Source organism: Vibrio sp. 10N.222.52.C12 (assembly GCF_041474215.1).
GTDB classification, from domain to species: domain Bacteria; phylum Pseudomonadota; class Gammaproteobacteria; order Enterobacterales; family Vibrionaceae; genus Vibrio; species Vibrio crassostreae_C.
On sequence record NZ_JBFRTR010000042.1, the window covers coordinates 13,669 to 30,473 of the forward strand.

General features: G+C 45.1%; 15 protein-coding genes. 8 read left to right on the forward strand and 7 right to left on the reverse strand.

The genetic code is table 11. The features are described 5' to 3' along the window. Positions 1–429 precede the first annotated feature (429 nt). Positions 430–1,866 (forward strand): glyceraldehyde-3-phosphate dehydrogenase, encoded by a 1,437-nt coding sequence (locus AB4623_RS07995; RefSeq protein WP_017068649.1) that lies wholly within the window; start codon positions 430–432, stop codon positions 1,864–1,866. A 239-nt stretch (positions 1,867–2,105) separates the two neighbouring features. Here the strand turns inward: AB4623_RS07995 and AB4623_RS08000 are convergent, their stop codons facing one another. Then, a complete protein-coding gene (locus AB4623_RS08000) occupies positions 2,106–3,167 on the reverse strand; it encodes a hybrid-cluster NAD(P)-dependent oxidoreductase (RefSeq protein ID WP_136982710.1) in 1,062 nt (353 codons plus the stop codon). A 101-nt stretch (positions 3,168–3,268) separates the two neighbouring features. Continuing rightward, complete coding sequence (gene hcp, locus AB4623_RS08005; RefSeq protein WP_017068651.1) at positions 3,269–4,930, reverse strand: hydroxylamine reductase; 1,662 nt, start codon at positions 4,928–4,930, stop codon at positions 3,269–3,271. A 273-nt stretch (positions 4,931–5,203) separates the two neighbouring features. Between hcp and AB4623_RS08010 the strand changes: the two genes are divergently transcribed. Beyond that, the gene (locus AB4623_RS08010) at positions 5,204–5,434 is read left to right on the forward strand and encodes a hypothetical protein (RefSeq protein ID WP_017061777.1); all 231 of its coding nucleotides are present in this window, start codon (positions 5,204–5,206) and stop codon (positions 5,432–5,434) included. Between the two features lie 53 nt (positions 5,435–5,487). Continuing rightward, complete coding sequence (locus AB4623_RS08015; protein WP_017061778.1) at positions 5,488–6,651, forward strand: carboxylesterase; 1,164 nt, start codon at positions 5,488–5,490, stop codon at positions 6,649–6,651. 393 nt (positions 6,652–7,044) lie between these two features. Here the strand turns inward: AB4623_RS08015 and AB4623_RS08020 are convergent, their stop codons facing one another. The 3 genes from AB4623_RS08020 to AB4623_RS08030 all read right to left on the reverse strand — a co-directional run bounded on the left by AB4623_RS08020 (position 7,045) and on the right by AB4623_RS08030 (position 9,162). Then, the gene (locus AB4623_RS08020; protein ID WP_017061779.1) at positions 7,045–7,659 is read right to left on the reverse strand and encodes a LysE family translocator; all 615 of its coding nucleotides are present in this window, start codon (positions 7,657–7,659) and stop codon (positions 7,045–7,047) included. Positions 7,660–7,786: 127 nt separating this feature from the next. Then, positions 7,787–8,707, reverse strand: a complete 921-nt coding sequence (locus AB4623_RS08025) for a LysR family transcriptional regulator (protein ID WP_017061780.1) — start codon at positions 8,705–8,707, stop codon at positions 7,787–7,789. Continuing rightward, positions 8,701–9,162 (reverse strand): Lrp/AsnC family transcriptional regulator, encoded by a 462-nt coding sequence (locus AB4623_RS08030; protein ID WP_017061781.1) that lies wholly within the window; start codon positions 9,160–9,162, stop codon positions 8,701–8,703. Before AB4623_RS08030 ends, AB4623_RS08025 begins: the two co-directional genes overlap by 7 nt. 254 nt (positions 9,163–9,416) lie before the next feature. Here AB4623_RS08030 and yjeH point away from each other — a divergent pair, with 254 nt between their 5' ends. Further along, positions 9,417–10,688, forward strand: coding sequence for an L-methionine/branched-chain amino acid transporter (gene yjeH / locus AB4623_RS08035; protein ID WP_372146126.1), 1,272 nt, complete (start codon positions 9,417–9,419; stop codon positions 10,686–10,688). Positions 10,689–10,734: 46 nt separating this feature from the next. On the opposite strand, the gene AB4623_RS08040 is transcribed toward yjeH, so the two are convergent. After that, complete coding sequence (locus tag AB4623_RS08040) at positions 10,735–12,192, reverse strand: PLP-dependent aminotransferase family protein (RefSeq protein ID WP_372146128.1); 1,458 nt, start codon at positions 12,190–12,192, stop codon at positions 10,735–10,737. A gap of 90 nt (positions 12,193–12,282) precedes the next feature. On the opposite strand from AB4623_RS08040, the gene AB4623_RS08045 reads away from it, so the two are divergent. After that, positions 12,283–12,942: a pyridoxamine 5'-phosphate oxidase family protein gene (locus AB4623_RS08045; protein ID WP_017061784.1), complete on the forward strand. Its 660-nt coding sequence runs from the start codon at positions 12,283–12,285 to the stop codon at positions 12,940–12,942. An 82-nt stretch (positions 12,943–13,024) separates the two neighbouring features. Then, positions 13,025–13,957 carry an urea transporter gene (locus AB4623_RS08050; protein ID WP_017064860.1) on the forward strand — a complete coding sequence of 311 codons (933 nt, stop codon included), beginning with the start codon at positions 13,025–13,027 and terminating at the stop codon, positions 13,955–13,957. Positions 13,958–13,967: 10 nt separating this feature from the next. Here AB4623_RS08050 and AB4623_RS08055 read toward each other — a convergent pair whose 3' ends face one another. Then, positions 13,968–14,975, reverse strand: coding sequence for an AraC family transcriptional regulator (locus AB4623_RS08055; protein ID WP_017061786.1), 1,008 nt, complete (start codon positions 14,973–14,975; stop codon positions 13,968–13,970). Between the two features lie 133 nt (positions 14,976–15,108). Here AB4623_RS08055 and AB4623_RS08060 point away from each other — a divergent pair, with 133 nt between their 5' ends. Next, positions 15,109–15,459, forward strand: a complete 351-nt coding sequence (locus AB4623_RS08060; RefSeq protein ID WP_017066493.1) for an MFS transporter — start codon at positions 15,109–15,111, stop codon at positions 15,457–15,459. Beyond that, the gene (locus tag AB4623_RS08065) at positions 15,453–16,676 is read left to right on the forward strand and encodes an HlyD family secretion protein (protein WP_372146130.1); all 1,224 of its coding nucleotides are present in this window, start codon (positions 15,453–15,455) and stop codon (positions 16,674–16,676) included. The genes AB4623_RS08060 and AB4623_RS08065 overlap by 7 nt, the downstream gene beginning before the upstream one ends. Positions 16,677–16,805: the final 129 nt, after the last annotated feature.

Sequence of the window (16,805 nt, forward strand, 5' to 3'; positions counted from 1 at the left end):
CAAACATCAATACTCGTTAATTCCCTTATTTATCGTTTACTGTTTACGTGTAACTTGAGTTAGCGATCACACCTTTAATGTTCAATATGACCTGTATTACATATTATCCTTTGAATTGAGTATTTTTTGACGAAAAATAAGTGCTACAGATTATTAAAGTCAATAGTCTTTATCGACGTTCAAATCTTGATTTATGGCTAATATAAAGCCAATTTGCAGATATTTTGTCTGCATTTATTTTTCCTAGCAGAATAACCCGTCGTACCTTACAATCCTGCCACATAAAAATTACAAGTTACACACAAGGTATATCAGCACATTTAAGTGGCAATAAAGACCACAGACTGATGCCTCAAATCCCCTATGCTGATTGGCTTCCCTACAACCGCCATGAATGCAGAAACTTAACGTGAAAGGTCCCGAGTAAAGATGAGTCCCGAAAAGCACCTCCTAGATTGGCAAACTAGTCAAACCATTGCTGAATCCATCGCTCCAACTTTAGGTCAGTTATACCGTCAAAAAGGCGTAGAAGTTATCCTCTTTGGTAAGACCTTAGTTAACGCGACAACTATCGACATCATCAAAGCTCACCGCATCGCAAAACGTTACACTGGTTCTCCTCTTACAGCAGAACAGACTCAACCTATTATTCAACACCTTCTCTCTATGGACTTATCTCCATGTCGTATTGATGTTGGTCGCCTTGCGCATTCATTCTGGCAAGATCGCGAAGACACACATGGGTTGGATGATTTCCTACAAACTGCACTTATCGAATCGCTTGAAGGCGATGCAATGACAGAACCTCGTGACGTTGTATTGTACGGTTTTGGTCGTATTGGCCGACTGCTAACTCGTCTGTTGATCGAGAAAAGTGGCCCGGGGTACCCACTGCGTTTACGTGCAATCGTTGTACGCGGCGGCAAAGATGGCGACCTAGAAAAACGTGCAAGCCTGCTTCGTCGTGACTCTGTACACGGCCAATTCAACGGCAGCATTGTTGTAGACCAAGAACGCAAAGCGATCATCGTTAACGGTAACTTCATCCAAGTTATCTACGCAAACAAACCAGAAGAAGTGGATTACACGGCTTACGGTGTTGAAAATGCACTTGTGGTTGATAACACAGGCGTATGGCGTGACGCGGAAGGCCTGAGCCAACACGTTGCGTGTAACGGTGCGAAGAAAGTGCTACTGACTGCACCTGGTAAAGGCGACATCAAGAACGTGGTATTTGGTGTGAATGAAAATGTTATTCAGCCAGAAGACACCATCATCTCTGCAGCAAGCTGTACTACTAACGCAATCACGCCAGTATTGAAAGCGGTTCACGACAAGTTTGGCGTGCTGTCTGGTCACATCGAAACGGTGCACTCATTTACCAATGATCAAAACCTAATCGATAACTTCCACTCGGGTGATCGTCGTGGTCGTGCTGCATCATTGAACATGGTACTGACATCGACTGGCGCTGCTAAAGCAGTATCAAAAGCGATGCCGGAAATGGAAGGTAAGCTAACAGGTAATGCGATTCGCGTTCCTACGCCAAACGTTTCAATGGCAGTTGCGAACCTAAACCTTGAGAAAGGCACAAACAAAGAAGAGTTGAACGAGTACCTGCGTGAAATGGCGCTGTCTTCTGCTTTGTCTGCACAAATTGATTACACAGACTCGACTGAGATTGTATCTACCGACTTGGTTGGCTCTCGTCACCCAGGTGTGGTTGACGGTGTGGCGACTATCGCACAAGACAACCGTGCCGTGCTGTACATTTGGTACGATAACGAGTTTGGCTACAGCTGCCAAGTTGTTCACTGTATGGAACAGATGATGGGTGTACGCTACAAGACATACCCAGAAGTTTAATTAACTTCGCTCTTGTAGATACGTCCATCGCAACAAGCTCCACAACATAATAACTATATCTGCGAAGTCTGTATGGACTTCGCAACCCCTTTTGTTTTACTCCCCCGTATAAACAAGAGGGTTGCCACTTAGATCTGCTCTCTCTAACTGATCTAGGTGGCCTTTTTACATCTAGCGCCCTAACTTTTATCGCTATAATAAGATCTTGTCTTCATCACTCTTGCACAGCTTTACGTCTGTTATAACTCAACCTCAACATCTGACTGAATCGAGCTTGAACATGCAAGCACGTAGCCCTGTTCAATCTGCTCTGGCGTCAATGTTTCTTGGCTGCTTGATTCCACAGATCCTTTGGTCACTTTGCATTTACACGAACCACAAATCCCACTACGACAAGCGATAATAATTGGAACGCCTGCTTTTTCTAATGAATCCGCCAATGGTGTGCCAGTTTCCGCTTCAACTTCAGCGCCGAACGCAGGCACAAATACCTTAACAGCACTATTCGTATCGTCAGCAATTTCGGCGTTTGACGCTTCTGATTGAGCATCCTGAGTAGCAGGAGTAAAGCTTTCTTGATAGAAGTTATCCATGTTGAACTCAAGCTCTTTCAGATAACTCTCAATATCTTGCATGAAGCCGACAGGCCCACACAGGTAAACCGTTCTATCTAAGATATCTGGGCTCAGTTTCACCAACCAGTTTTTATCTAAACGACCTTGAGGGGCGGTTGTTCCTTCGTTGTCTTTTAACAGCAGTTTTAAGTTGAAATTCGCATGTGATTCATCGAGCTGATGAAGTTCTTGAAAGTAGATAGTCTCAAGCTTGTTGCGTGCCATGTGGACGAAATCAATCTCAATGTCACTGTCACTGTCTTGAGACAGCCAATATTTTACCATCGCCATTACGGGTGTAATGCCACAGCCCGCACTCACTAGCGTTACTTTCTTTGTTGCCGTTGGCATGCAATCAATACAGTTAAACGAGCCTGCCGGCTTCAACACAGAAACCTCGTCACCTTCATCAAGCTCATCAACAATAAAGTTCGAAACCAAGCCACCTTCCACACGCTTGACCGTCAACTTCAGGCGGTTATCTTCGGGGCAAGAAGCCACGGAATAAGCACGGTAATCCGTTTTCGTCGGCATATCTAAACCCAAGGTGATGAACTGACCGGGCTTAAAATTGAAATGTAAATCTTGTGGAATACTGCCAAGCTCAAAGCTGACCGTATCTGGCGTCTCGTGCCATTTCTTTAAACACACTAAATTGATTGAATCGCTATCCGACCATGCATACATAGTTCACACACCTCACTGATACTAAAGAATTAAATCTAAAAAGCCCCGCCGCTGCACGTTCCTAGAGAACAGCAACAACGGAGCTTGGGAGTGGGCTTAGATTAAGCCGCTAAGATTGTTTTAAGATCTTGCTCTGGCGTTGAGATAGAACGCATATCGAACTCGTCTTGAATAATCTTTAGTAGGTTTTCAGTTAGGAATGCAGGCGCTGTTGGGCCTGTGTAGATACCTTTCACACCCAGTGCGAACAGAGTAAGCAGGATAACGATCGCTTTTTGCTCGAACCAAGAAAGAACAAGTGTTAGTGGTAGTTCGTTGATGCCACAATCAAACTCTTGAGACAGCGCAAGAGCAAGCTGAATCGCTGAGTATGCATCGTTACATTGGCCAACATCGAGCAGACGTGGAATACCGTTAATGTCGCCGAATTGGTTTTTGTTGAAACGGAATTTACCACATGCCAATGTCAGGATTACTGAATCTTCTGGCGCTTGAGCTGTGAAATCTGTGTAGTAGCTACGTTCAGATTTGTCGCCGTCACAACCACCCACTAGGAAGAAGTGTTTGATGTTGCCTTCTTTCACTTGTTCAACAACCGCAGGCGCTGCTTCCATCAAGGCGTTACGACCAAAACCGACAGTGATCATTTGCTCGATCTCGTCATGCTTAAAGCCTTCTTGCGCAAGAGCACAATCGATCACTGCACTGAAATCGTCACCTTCAAGGTGAGCAACACCCGGCCAGCCTACGATGCTACGCGTAAATAGGCGGTCAGCGTACGAGCCCACATCTGGGTTAAGCAGACAGTTAGATGTCATTACGATCGCACCTGGGAAGTTCGCAAATTCTTTTTGCTGGTTCTGCCAAGCGCTGCCGTAGTTACCCGCAAGGTGTGGGTACTTGTTTAGTTCAGGGTAGCCGTGTGCAGGTAGCATCTCACCGTTGGTGTAAACGTTAATGCCCTTGCCTTCCGTTTGTTGAAGGATCTTTTCTAGATCATGCAGGTCGTGACCAGAAACAAGGATACAGTGACCTCGCTTCGTCTTCACATTCACGGTTGTTGGTTGAGGGTGACCGAAGGTATCTGTCTCGCCTTTATCCAACATTTCCATGACCTTGTAGTTCATTAAGCCGATCTGCATAGACGTATCTAACAGTTGTTTTAGGTCTGATGGATCTGTACCTAGGAACGCCATGATTTCATGGTATTCAGCGAAAATAGCATTATCAGTTTGACCAAGAACACGTGCGTGCTCCATGTAAGCTGCTGCACCTTTTAGACCGTATAGGCAAAGAAGGCGAAGACCAATCACATCTTCGTGTTGAGAGTCGTGACCACGGTTTACCGCCGCTTGAGGGGCAAGCGCCAATAGCTCTGAAGAGTCCGTTGGAAGGTCGAATTGAGCAGCAGCAGAAAGCGCTGGGATCTCAAAACCAATCAATGTCGCTGCCGCGCGAACCTGTTGCTCTAAACGCTGCTTGAATTCATGGGACTGTTGTGCGAATTCGATGATACGAGCAGGGTCGAAGTTAACGTTGGTTAGTGTTGCGAAAAACGCTTTTGGCGCCCACTCGTCGATTTCAGTATCAATAACATCACACGCACGGCCCAAATTGGCCCAAAAAGAAACACCTTGAAGAGAATGCACCAACACGTCTTGAAGGTCGGATACTTCCGAAGTTTTACCACACATACCTTGTGCGAAAGAACAGCCTTTTACGGTTGGGGTTTGAATTGTTTGTTCACATTGAATACAGAACATATAAGGGCTCCAGTAATTTTTATTAACCGTAAGTACTTTGCTTACAGTGACTTATTCCAACCCCTATAGAGCATCAAGCGTGCCAACTTTTAACATATTGATTTTATTAAACTTAGTTTTATTCCATGTTTTTAGTGCGTGATTATGACTACATATAAACTCCCTAACAGCACACATCCGTGTCATAGTGACTCTCAGAGATTTATTAACGGCGTTCATGTTTCGTTCAGAATAGAAGCGATAAAGTAACAACATAGAAAAAGAGGAATGAATATGAAAAATATATTAGTTACGATTGTTGCATTGTTTACTGGCCTTTTGGCGTTATTCACAAGCTTGATCCTTGCTATTCCTTTAGCTATTGCAGCTTTAATTACTGGCAAGCGCATTCAGAATCAAATGAAGAAACAAGGTTTCGCAGCTCATATGAACACTCGTCAGTCATCAACCAATGATGCCGGTGTTATTGAAGGTGAATACGAAGACCTTTCAAGCAAAAAGTAACCTAAACTTTAGTTTCAGACATAGTGAAAGCACAACAGAGACAAGATTACATAATGCAAAGAAAGCCCCTCCTAGCACTGCTGGCCTTAACGACTTTAAGTCTCGTTGGTTGTTCCAACGAGACACCGATACCCGCTTACGAAACATCTCCAGACTTGCCTAGCTATCAGCAAGACAGCTTTGATGCCTACGTCAATGACACACAAGATTGGTTATTGAAAAACCGCGTGTTCATGACGGAAGACAAGCAACTCGAGATCCAACTCAATTCACCAACCGAGTATCAACCAACCTCGCCAAACGGCAAGGCGGTATTATTGGTTCATGGATTAGGCGACTCACCTTACTCATTTAAAGACATCGCTACCCATTTGGCAGAGCAAGGTTACTTAGTGAGAACCGTATTACTTCCGGGTCACGGCAGTCGCGTGGGTGATTTAATGCAGCCGAGCCTAGAAGATTGGCAAGGTGTGGTGGCTCATCATACGAAGTTACTTGAGCAAGAGTATGATTCTGTTTGGCTAGGCGGCTATTCAACCGGCGCGAACCTCGTGACTTCACAGGCGATGAACGATCCAAAGATCTCTGGGTTACTGCTGTTCTCACCTGCGTTTCAACCGAGCTCGTCTGCCGTTCAATACGCGGGACTAGCAAGCTACTTTGTCACTTGGGCGGATCAAGATCCTGAAGACAATGTGTTGCGTTACAACTCGTTGCCAATGAATGGTGCATCGGTTTACTACGAGACATCAGAAGTCGTACGTGGTGACTTACAAGATAAACACTTCGATAAACCAGTTTTTATTATGATGAGTGAAGGCGACAGCGTGATTGACACCAACTACGTTCAGCAAGCCTTTACTGAATCTATGCCGAATCCAAACAATGTGTTGGTTTGGCAAGGAGAGACGACTCTCGAGGATCCTCGCGCTGTTCAGTACAGCATGAAGATCCCAGAGCAACGCATCTCGAACGGCTCTCACATGGGCTTACTGTTCTCACCAAACAACCCTTATTACGGAATCAATGGTAGCGAGAAGATTTGCTCCAATGGTCAGGCAGAAGGGTTTGAAGAACAATGCAATGCAACCAGTGAGGTTTGGTACTCAGCTTGGGGCTATCGTGAAGAAGGGAAGAACCATGCGCGTTTGACCTACAACCCCTACTTCTCAGACTCGATGGCGAAGCTAGATGCCGTACTGAACTCTGAAGGCTAATAAGCTCAAGTCTTCCAAAAGCTAATCCAGAGAAATCAAAAAGGCTCACTAGATAACGTCTAGTGAGCCTTTTTTAATAAGTGTCGTTTCTGGTGAACGTCTAGGGTCTGTTGACCTTTAGAGCTGATTTTTGCAGCACTTTGTGGGAAATTTCTACAAGGCAGAGGCTTTGAAGTGTAGCTAGCCTACATGAGAAGCCGATAACGCAGTAGAAATGAACCACAAAGGCTGCCCGAAGGGTTCGGCTAGAATCGTTTTATGCTTTGTTAAGAAGTATTAACTTAGAATGACTAGGCTACATACTCCTTGCCGCGCCTAAAACGATTCTATCTCGAACAAAATTTAACCACTAAAAGTTAACAGACCCTAGTTACTTATTCTTATCGTTTACTGCTATATCGTCCACACCACGCGAACAGCAAGCAGGATCAGCACCACGCCAGATAGTCGATCAATCAACTGAGCTTTCGAGCGAATACGTTCAACAATCAACGGGCTAGACAGTACCAAGGTGATAAAGGTGTACCAAAGGCCGTCGACAATCAGCGGCGTTGAGACAATAATCACTTGATTGGTCAGTTCATTACCTAGCGCTACAAATTGGCTAAACAGAGCGATGAAGAACAATGCGATCTTTGGGCTCAAGATAGAGATCAAGAAAGCCTCACGAGCAGACTGCATGTAACTCATCTTTTCACCCGCTTCTAATTTCGCGGCAACACCACCTTTCGAACGTAACGCATTAACGCCAAGATAAAGCAGATAAGCAGCCCCCGCTAAGCTAATACCTTTAAATAACATTGGGGATTGCTCAAGCACAACGGCTAAACCAACAATGGTTGCGAACGCATAAATACCGATACCAGCAGCGTGTGACCAAGCTGCGATAAGCCCGTTCATACGGCCACCAGCCAAACTGTGTTTAGCGATCATCGCCAAGCTTGGGCCCGGAGACATTGCACCCAATAAGCAAATCGCTAATAAAGAAAACCAAATTGTTACTGTCATCATTCCATTCCTAATAAAATAAAGCGTTCCAGCTGAACGCTCTACGCTTAATACTCAATACTTGGCACTTACCATAATTCGCAGGAGGTATTATTTGAAATCAAAGATTATCATCACACCTATGATTTCAAGTCATACTGATATTGTAACTCGACTTTTGCATGGCTTGGAATGCTTTTTCTCGCGCCCATTTGTGGGCAGAGTCGTTGTCATATTTAGGATGCCACATTAACCAATAGGTATGCATTTCCGTATCAAATGGCAACGAAAAGTAGGTAGTATCGAGGTGTCGACCTAGGTTATAGGCGATATGTTCTGGCACGATCATCAGATAGTCGTCTTGCAATAACACAGTACCAGCAGATGAAAAGAACGGAACCTGTAAAGCCACTCTTCGCTTCAGCCCTTGCTTCTTCAATGCTATGTCCGCGTAACTGTCTTTATCTCCACCACCCGTCACTTTGATGTGAGAGTAGTGAACAATATCTTCTGCACTCAAAACCGCTTGTTGAGCCAGCGGGTGCGACTTTCGCATCAAACACACCGACTTATCTTCACCAAGTTTGATACTTGAGACATGTTCTGGCTTTGTGGGAAACATACTGGAAGCCAAATGAATCCCAGACTCGTTCAGTGCTTCAAGGTAGTTTGGCTGCCACAATCGATAAGCCAGATTAATGTTCGGCGCTTCAGCAGACACCTCTGCCACAATCACAGGAAGAATATACTGAGCGACATAATCACTCGAAGACAACACCAATTCACCCTGCCAGTCTTGCGGCTCGAAGGGTTTATCATCTAACAGGTGGTCAAACTCGCCAAGCAGGTCGTCGAGTTTACCTTTGAGTAGCAATGCACGGTTGGTCGGCACCAGTTTGTTGCCGTCACGGACCAGCAAAGGGTCGCCACACAAATCACGTAACTGGCTGAGCTGACGGCTCACCGCGGATTGTGTGATATGCAAACGTTGGGCGGCACGGCTCACATGACACTCTTCAAGAAGTACATGCAGTGAACGCAGTAGGTTTAAGTTGATATTGCCTAACATGAATGCACCGTCGCATTCTGTTTGTTGAAAAACTCGGTCAAAACCGTATGAGTCATTAAGTGGCGAAGATCCGGGTAACTTTGCAGCTGATCGCGAACTCGGTTCAAGCTCTCCATGCTTTCCACTTCCACGTACAACATCATATCTGTCTCACCGCTAATAGAGTGGCACCATTGCACCTCATCAATACTCTGGATTTGTTTCGCGTAAGACTCACAACTATGGTCACTACTCGACATGTCGAACTTCAACAAGATATAAGCGCACACATTCTTCGTTTGGTTGGGTTCTGCCACTTGAGCGCAGTAGCCCGTAATCACTTTGTCGCTTTCCAGTTTCTTGATTCTGGCGTTCACCGCTGAGCGCGAGAGGCTGACATCTCGGGCGATATCGCTCACTGAGCATCGTGCATTGGTTTTGAGAATATCCAAAATCTGGCGATCAAATTTATCCATGCTTCTGATTCTTTTCATTTATTGTTCTATTTATAACGCCTAATTTGACACAACTTTCCTACTTATAACAGCCATTCTGACAGCCGACACTTTCACACTGAATCGGATTAATACCGTTAAAATGACGGTGTCTTACGACGTTTCGCTAGCTGTATTATTGATGTCAACAATGTATGCTCTCAATCATAACTTCTCACACACCAGAAGAAAGTTACTGGAAGACCGTGACCAGAATCAAATAGCTAGGAGAGCGAATGACACAACTCAAACAAGAAATCACGCTTATTTCAGGAATCGGACAACTCTCGACGACCTTGCTAGGCACTGGATTATTTATGATCCCTGCGATCGCAGCAGGCATCGCTGGGCAGTTGTCTCTTCTCGCTTGGTTAATCCTGTTTATCGCTATTTGCCCGATTGCACTGACCTTCGCAGCACTAGGAAAACGCTACCCGAATGCAGGTGGCACTGCCTATTTTGTGCGCCAGGCGTTTAGCGAGCGATTAGAAACAAGCGTGGCGTGGTTGTTTGTGAGTGTTATTCCTGTCGGTATTCCAGCGGCCATTGCACTGGCTGGTGGTTTTGCTCAACAATTGTTACCCGCACCTCTCGATACACCACTTGGTGCTCAATCCTTTACCGTCGTCCTGCTTATTGCCGTCAATTTGATGGGCAGTAAATCTTCTGGCCGACTGCAAACCGTGATCGCATTGTCGATTTTTGCCTTAGTCAGCGCTTTTGTTTGGAAAGCCGACATCACGGCAACCGATGTTGCTCTTCCTGCCATCTCATCCAATTCAATGTGGTCTATCGGCGCTGCTTTAGCTGTCATGTTTTGGTGCTTTGTCGGAATAGAAGCTTTTGCTCACATGGGAGAGGAATTCAAAAATCCACAACGTGACTTCCCAATCGCCATCATTGCAGGCTGTTTTGTTGCGGGGCTAGTGTACTGGGCTTGTTCAGTAGTGATTCTTAAGCTGGGTGCTTTCGGTTCATCTGAATTCGATGCCGCATCCATCCCTTGGGTAACAGAACAACTGTTTGGTAATGGCTTCAAAACCGTCATCAGCGTGCTGGGGTTCTTTGCTTGCTTTGCCAGCCTAAACCTTTACACACAAAGCCTGTCTCGGATGATCTGGGCTCAGGCCCGCCAACACAGCCCTGCAAGTCGAATGGCTCAACTGAACAGCCGCGGCGTACCGCTCTACCCAACGTTAGCAATTGGCTTTGTCGTGCTTATTTCGTGTGTGATTGGTGAGCTGTCTAATTTAGACCTTGAGTTCTTTCTCAAGCTCGCCAACGGTATTTTTGTTCTGGTTTATCTGCTCGCAATGTTAGCCGCTTGCCGATTACTAACAGGCGCATCTAGATACACTGCCATGCTTTCATTGGTCATCTGTACCTTGGTGTTTATCTGTTTAAGTTGGTCGATGCTCTATGCTGTGACTGTTTTTGTGACATTGTCACTCCCTTGGCGGAAGTGGCTAGGTAAAGGTAAACCCACCGTCTCTATCGACAAGTTGTAACTCGATTCGTGATGAATCAGAAAATGGTAAACAAGCCCTACCAATATTACTGATAAAAAAGCCGAGCGATCTGTTTGATCTTCGGCTTTATGTCAGCCAATCGGATATTTCCAAACCCCAACACCACCCCACTCCAATCACGAGCATCACTTGATCCATATTCATAAAAATCAAACGGACGAATGATGATATTTTCAAGCTCAGCTCTATGACTCCATTCAGTCTCAGATATACCTTGATACCACTTCACGGTCACATGTAGCCCTGCCGCCTGACTGATCACTTCAAGATCACCGTTAAACTCGCTTTCAATCGCTTCTATCATCGCTTCATACTTGAGTTTGTATGACCGACGCATCTTTCTAATATGACGCAGCAAGTCGCCTTCTCGAACAAAATCCGCCAAAGCTTCCTGTGTGTGGGACGCCGTGTCTCCAGTGAGCGCGTCTTTGATCTCAAGACACTTCGCCACCAGACTTTCTGGCACCACTAAGTACCCTAATCGAAGGCCATTGAACATAACCTTACTCAGAGAGGCGACATAGATGATGCGATCATCGAACCCCAACTTTCCCGCCAACCCTTGCATGCAGGTATAAGGGCGATGAGCAAACTGGAACTCACTGTCATAGTCATCTTCAATGATCCATGACTGATGTTGATTGGCCCAATCGATCAGTTTAAGGCGCTGCTCAGTATTTAAAGTCGTGCCCATTGGGTATTGGTTACTCGGTGTGACATACAGAGCCTTAGCATTACTGGCCAACACTTTCTCAATATCCAACCCCACCTTTTCACGCACACTTACACCTTCTAACTCTAGTCTCAACAGATCGATAATTTTATGTACTTGTCGATAACCGGGTTCCTCCACGAGGATTTTGTCGCCCATCGCTAACGTTGCCATTAATCCGATTGAGATGGCTTGCTGCGCACCTGCGGTGATGATGATTCTGTCGGCATTACAATGAACGGAACGACTGCTTGCAAGATACCCACTCAACGCTTCCCTCAAGGCTGAGCTTCCCTGAACCTCTTGATTGCCCGCAATGTTCTGACGTGTAGAGTGACGTTGCAGCAACCTCTGCCATTTCGCAAAAGGGAACGCATCTAAGTCAGGAACTCCTGGGGCAAAGCTGCGGTTAATGTCGTTAGGTGTCGCTATGTTTGTACTCGGTTTACTGACTGTTTGTTTGACCTTCGGATCCTGAACACTGTTTGGCTTAGACAAACTTAGAAAGTGTTCTGGTTGTTCAACCGAGACATAAAACCCTGAGCCTTGCTTACTCTCGATATAGCCTTCAGTAACCAGTTGTTCGTACGCATAAATCACCGTATTTCGACTCACCGATAACTCGACAGCCAACTTACGTGTTGAAGGTAACTTACTGCCCTTGCTCCATAAATCTTGAACGATCTTCTCTCTTATCGCGTGGAACAAGGCGGTTTGACGCGTGCCGTGTTGTTCGTCTAACTGTAGATCACCGACATCGATAGGCTGCATAACTGGATCCAAATAGTGTTTAAAAGTGGCTCTATTTAATAGACCAGTTAATCGCTACATTAATCAAAAGGCAATGATTAAGGAGCGATTATGTTATCTAACACGAAAAGAACCACGATTAAAAAAGGGGCTCACAAAGCCGTATTTGAACAAGAGAAACTGCACCAAATTATTGATGAGAGCTTAATCGCACACATTGCATTGCAGGGCGAACAAGGACCAATGGTCATCCCGATGCTCGCGTGGCGAGTGGGTGATATAGTCTACATTCATGGAGCTAAAAACAGTCGCCTACTAAAAGGACTAAAAAAGGGAGAACCAACCTGTTTAACGTTCACCTTGTTCGATGGTTGGGTGCTGGCTCGTTCGGCATTTCATCATAGTGCGCATTATCGTTCTGCTGTGGTATTGGGGTCATTTTCAGTCATCGATGACAATCAAGAAAAGGATCGCTTGTTGAATATCTTTATTGAGCAAATCGCACCGGGCAGAACCGATGAAGTGAGGCTCAGTAATGAAAAAGAACTCACTGCGACCGAGTTGTTGGCGATACCTTTAACAGAAGCTTCCGTGAAGATTGGTAAACATGGAGTGAATGATGATAAAGCCGATATGGACATTCCAGTTTGGGCTGGCGTATTACCCTATAGAACTGTTGTTGGGCCGTTAGAAACCGTTCCAGAACAAGAAGGCATCATTGAAACACCAGATTACCAACAAGCTTATGGTGAACGCTGGTATCAGAATTAACACTCGAAGATGGTGAACTTGATAAAATTGCATACAATCTGAATTACAAAAATTTAACATGACTCAATAATGTAATCAGACGATGAAAACGAACAAGGATATTCTGCCGTTTCAAGGCTTGCTCAATGGCATTGGGCAAGTCTATTTCACACCGTCTATCATGACGTCGACTTTGCTGTTGCTTGCCATTTCTATTGAGTCACTGGCGCTGGCTTTTCTTACCTTACTTGGCGCCAGTTGCAGCTATGCATTAGCTTTCTATGGCTATATGTACACCAACACCAACACCAACACCAACAAGTCAGTTGACGACATTGATAGTGGAATGTACGCGCTAAATGGCGCTTTGATTGGTTTATTTATCGGTAACTTTTTTGGTGTGACACCATTATTGGCTTTAGTGACTGCGTTAGGTGCATTACTCACGGTGCCGATTGCCCACATCGTATTCAGTTTTGAGAAATATCGCGGTTACACTAGCGCCTTTATCCTCACCACTTGGCTGATTTATATTATCCAATCAACCTTTGAGCTGTCAGCGTTTTCTGCACCTGATTCCGCACTGATGCCACTCATCAGTATTGAGGCTAACTCGTGGTTCAACCTGCCGACAGTGGTGATCCCGTTGTTAAAAGGGATAAGCCAAGTCAGCTTCATCGAAAATGCGTTGTCGGGGCTCGTTATCTTAGTCGCCATCGCACTCAACAATATCAAGCATGCCATTTGGGTTATGCTCGCAGTAATAATTAGCACCGTATTTAGCGGGTTGATTGGCGCTTCTAACGAACTGGTAGCCCAAGGTCTTTACGGGTACAACGCCATTCTTGCCACTTTAGCACTTGTGCCCTATCCGCGAATCCGTTGGCCGTTAATCCTATTAGGCATGCTGTTAAGCTGTCTCATCACACTTGGTTTTCATGAACTGTCACTGTTACCACTCACCGCCCCTTTCATTTTGAGTACTTGGGGGATGGTTTACTTGTCCAGCCTGATCCATAAACGAACCATAAGTTAGCTCTGAATAGTTACAGGCCAGTTTTTAGGCGCTCAACATATTGCTTGGGTGTCAAACCTCGATGTTTCTTAAACATCCGATTAAAGCTCGCGACATTGGTATAGCCGAGCCTCGTCGCGACTTTATCTATTGGCACTGAATACATCAACAACTCCACCGCCACATTACTTAACGCATAGCCCATAATGGTAGAAAAGTTGATGCCTAAGTTATGCAATCGACGTTGAAATTGCTGTTCAGATAACCCAAGCAAACTCGACACTTTATGCAGTGTTGGCAGGCCGAAATGGCGACTGTAATTGATCATCTCATAGGTCACCTTATGCTCATCCGCGGCATCAGGCATGTTGAGGTAATTATCTAAGTCATGAAAGTTCATTGCCAAGCTCATCTTGCCGCTAGAAGGGGCTTGATTGCTCGATAACCTCGACTGGCTTGGTATCCAGATTTCAGTTCGTGGCTGGCCCCACTGAATATTGCACCCAAAATACTCTTGATAGAGTTGAGTGTTCTCGCGATAACCTGCGATAGAGACGGCTGCGGGAGTAAAGTCGTCTCCCAAGTAACGCCTTAATATCTTCATCATAAAGATGGCAACTCGAATTGAGTCATGAACTTTACCCACCTCAGTATAAGCAGGATTGTCGTAGCACCATTTGATGAAATTACCGACTTGAGCGCCATATAGAAAAGCCCCGGACTGCAAACAGTGCAACCCGATGTTAACTCGGCGTATAGACGACGCCAGATCGTGCCCCGAGAAAAACCAGTTAGAGAGAGGACCTAGCCTTTCAATATCCACTCTATCAGCCAGCTTCAAGATAATATCGGAATCACCGGTTTGTTGTTCAAGTAAGCCATACCATTTGTCCACTTCACTTACGGGGATAAGGTTCATCGGGTTATTAAACACCGATTTAGGAATACCTAATTGCTCAGTATTCACAGCCTTATTAGTCGTTGCGTATTGGTAAATACCCAAAATACCCAATGCTCTTAAGAAGTTACAATTGTTCATTAGCCACCATACTTAGAAGTCACTATTACAGATCAAATCATAATGACATCATTATTAAAGTAATTGGTAAATTATCAACTTCTAAATCTGATATCAATAACACTCGGTGCTCAATTTAACCTAGGGTATATCAATGAGTTTAGTTAGTGTCCCATTTGTCGGAACCGGCGCAGATACCGCACTACACGTAGTTGCAGGCGTAGTGTTAGTCGCAACCATCGCTGCTGCATGTTACGGCTTCTGGCGTGTGCATGAATTACCAATCAACAAGGCTCACAGTAAAGAGCATCAACAACTCGGTTTGATCACCGCATTAACATGGATTGGTTTTGTATGGCACTGGGTATGGGTACTAGCAGTAATTTTGGCCTTCGTTGATATGGAAAAAGCCATCATCAATCTAAGAGACACATGGAAGTCACCGACCACAACCAAGGAGCAAACAACTTCCGACAAGCAAGATGAGGAGAGCCAAACATGTTAGAAGGCTTGGCAATTTGGGCACTGTTCATTTACTTACTCAGACTTGTTGGTATGCCTTGGAACAAAGGCACCAAGGCGTTTGCGTACCTAGGGGGTACATCTTGGTTGCTGTTTGTATGGGTTGGCCTACTCAATTTTACTCCGATGGATCTATCGGGAGGCTCAGTGGTTCAGTCTCCACATATTCAGCTGCGTCCCGATTCAACTAATGTGTCGGGAAAAACTTCCAAAGTCCACATCGACCCAAACCAGGATGTGACTGAAGGACAGCTAATTTACGAAATTAATGACACTAAATATGTCATCGCAAGAGACAAAGCCAGCGTTCAACTTGAATCTGCAGAGGCCGCTTTAGACACAGCTCGTCAAGAAGTGAGCATTGCAAAAGTCAGCTATCAATCGGCGCTTGAAGACATCAAAGCTTCAGTCGCACAAATAGATTCGGCTAAAACAGACTTAGTACTGCAGTCAAAGACGCTTGATCGTTACCAGAAGCAAAACAAAGTGGTAGAACATACGATCACTGAAACTGACATCGACCAACAAACAGCAAAGGTAGACTTAGCGACGTATAACGTTACGACATTGGAATCTCAGCTTAGCAAGAAAGAAGTCGATGCCGAGAATGCGAAGTTGAACATCCACAAAGCTGAAACCAATGTGAGCAAGAAGCAAACTGAGGTCGATTCAGCAAAGGCAACACTGGCACAAGCACAATGGGACTTGAACAGTACCAAAGTCACGGCACCGACTGACGGCTTTGTAACGAACTTTATCCTTCGTGAGGGTCAACGCGTTTCAATGATGCCTCGTATCCAGATGTATACCGAAGAGAAGTACGTATTGATGCGAGTCAATCACCAAGCGATTCGCAATATTAAGGTCGGTCAACCTGCGGAATTTGCGACAGCGGTATACCCAGGAAAAGTGTTCTCTGCAACCGTAGAAGGCATTGTAGAAGCCACTGGTGAAGCGCAAGCAAGTTTGCTGGGTATCGATGAGCAGGTTCGTGTTACCACAGGCAAAAACCTTCAGAACAAGCACCACTTTGTTCGTTTAAAAATCGATGAGGCAGAGGGTTACGATATTCCTGTTGGCTCTGTCGGATTAGCGTGGGTAAGCGGTGAGAAGCCTATCAGCTTTATGGCGTTCCTAGACGTAATACGCGGGATCATCATTAGAATGAAGTCTCAACTGTACTTCTTCTACTCCATCTAATACTTCCTATTGGTGAAACAATACCCAAGCCCGTGCGCTCTTAGATCGCACGGGCTTTTTGTTTATTTCACCATTCGTCGCCAGAAAGAACACAAACCCGAAAAACGAATAAACACTCTAAAGTTGCAA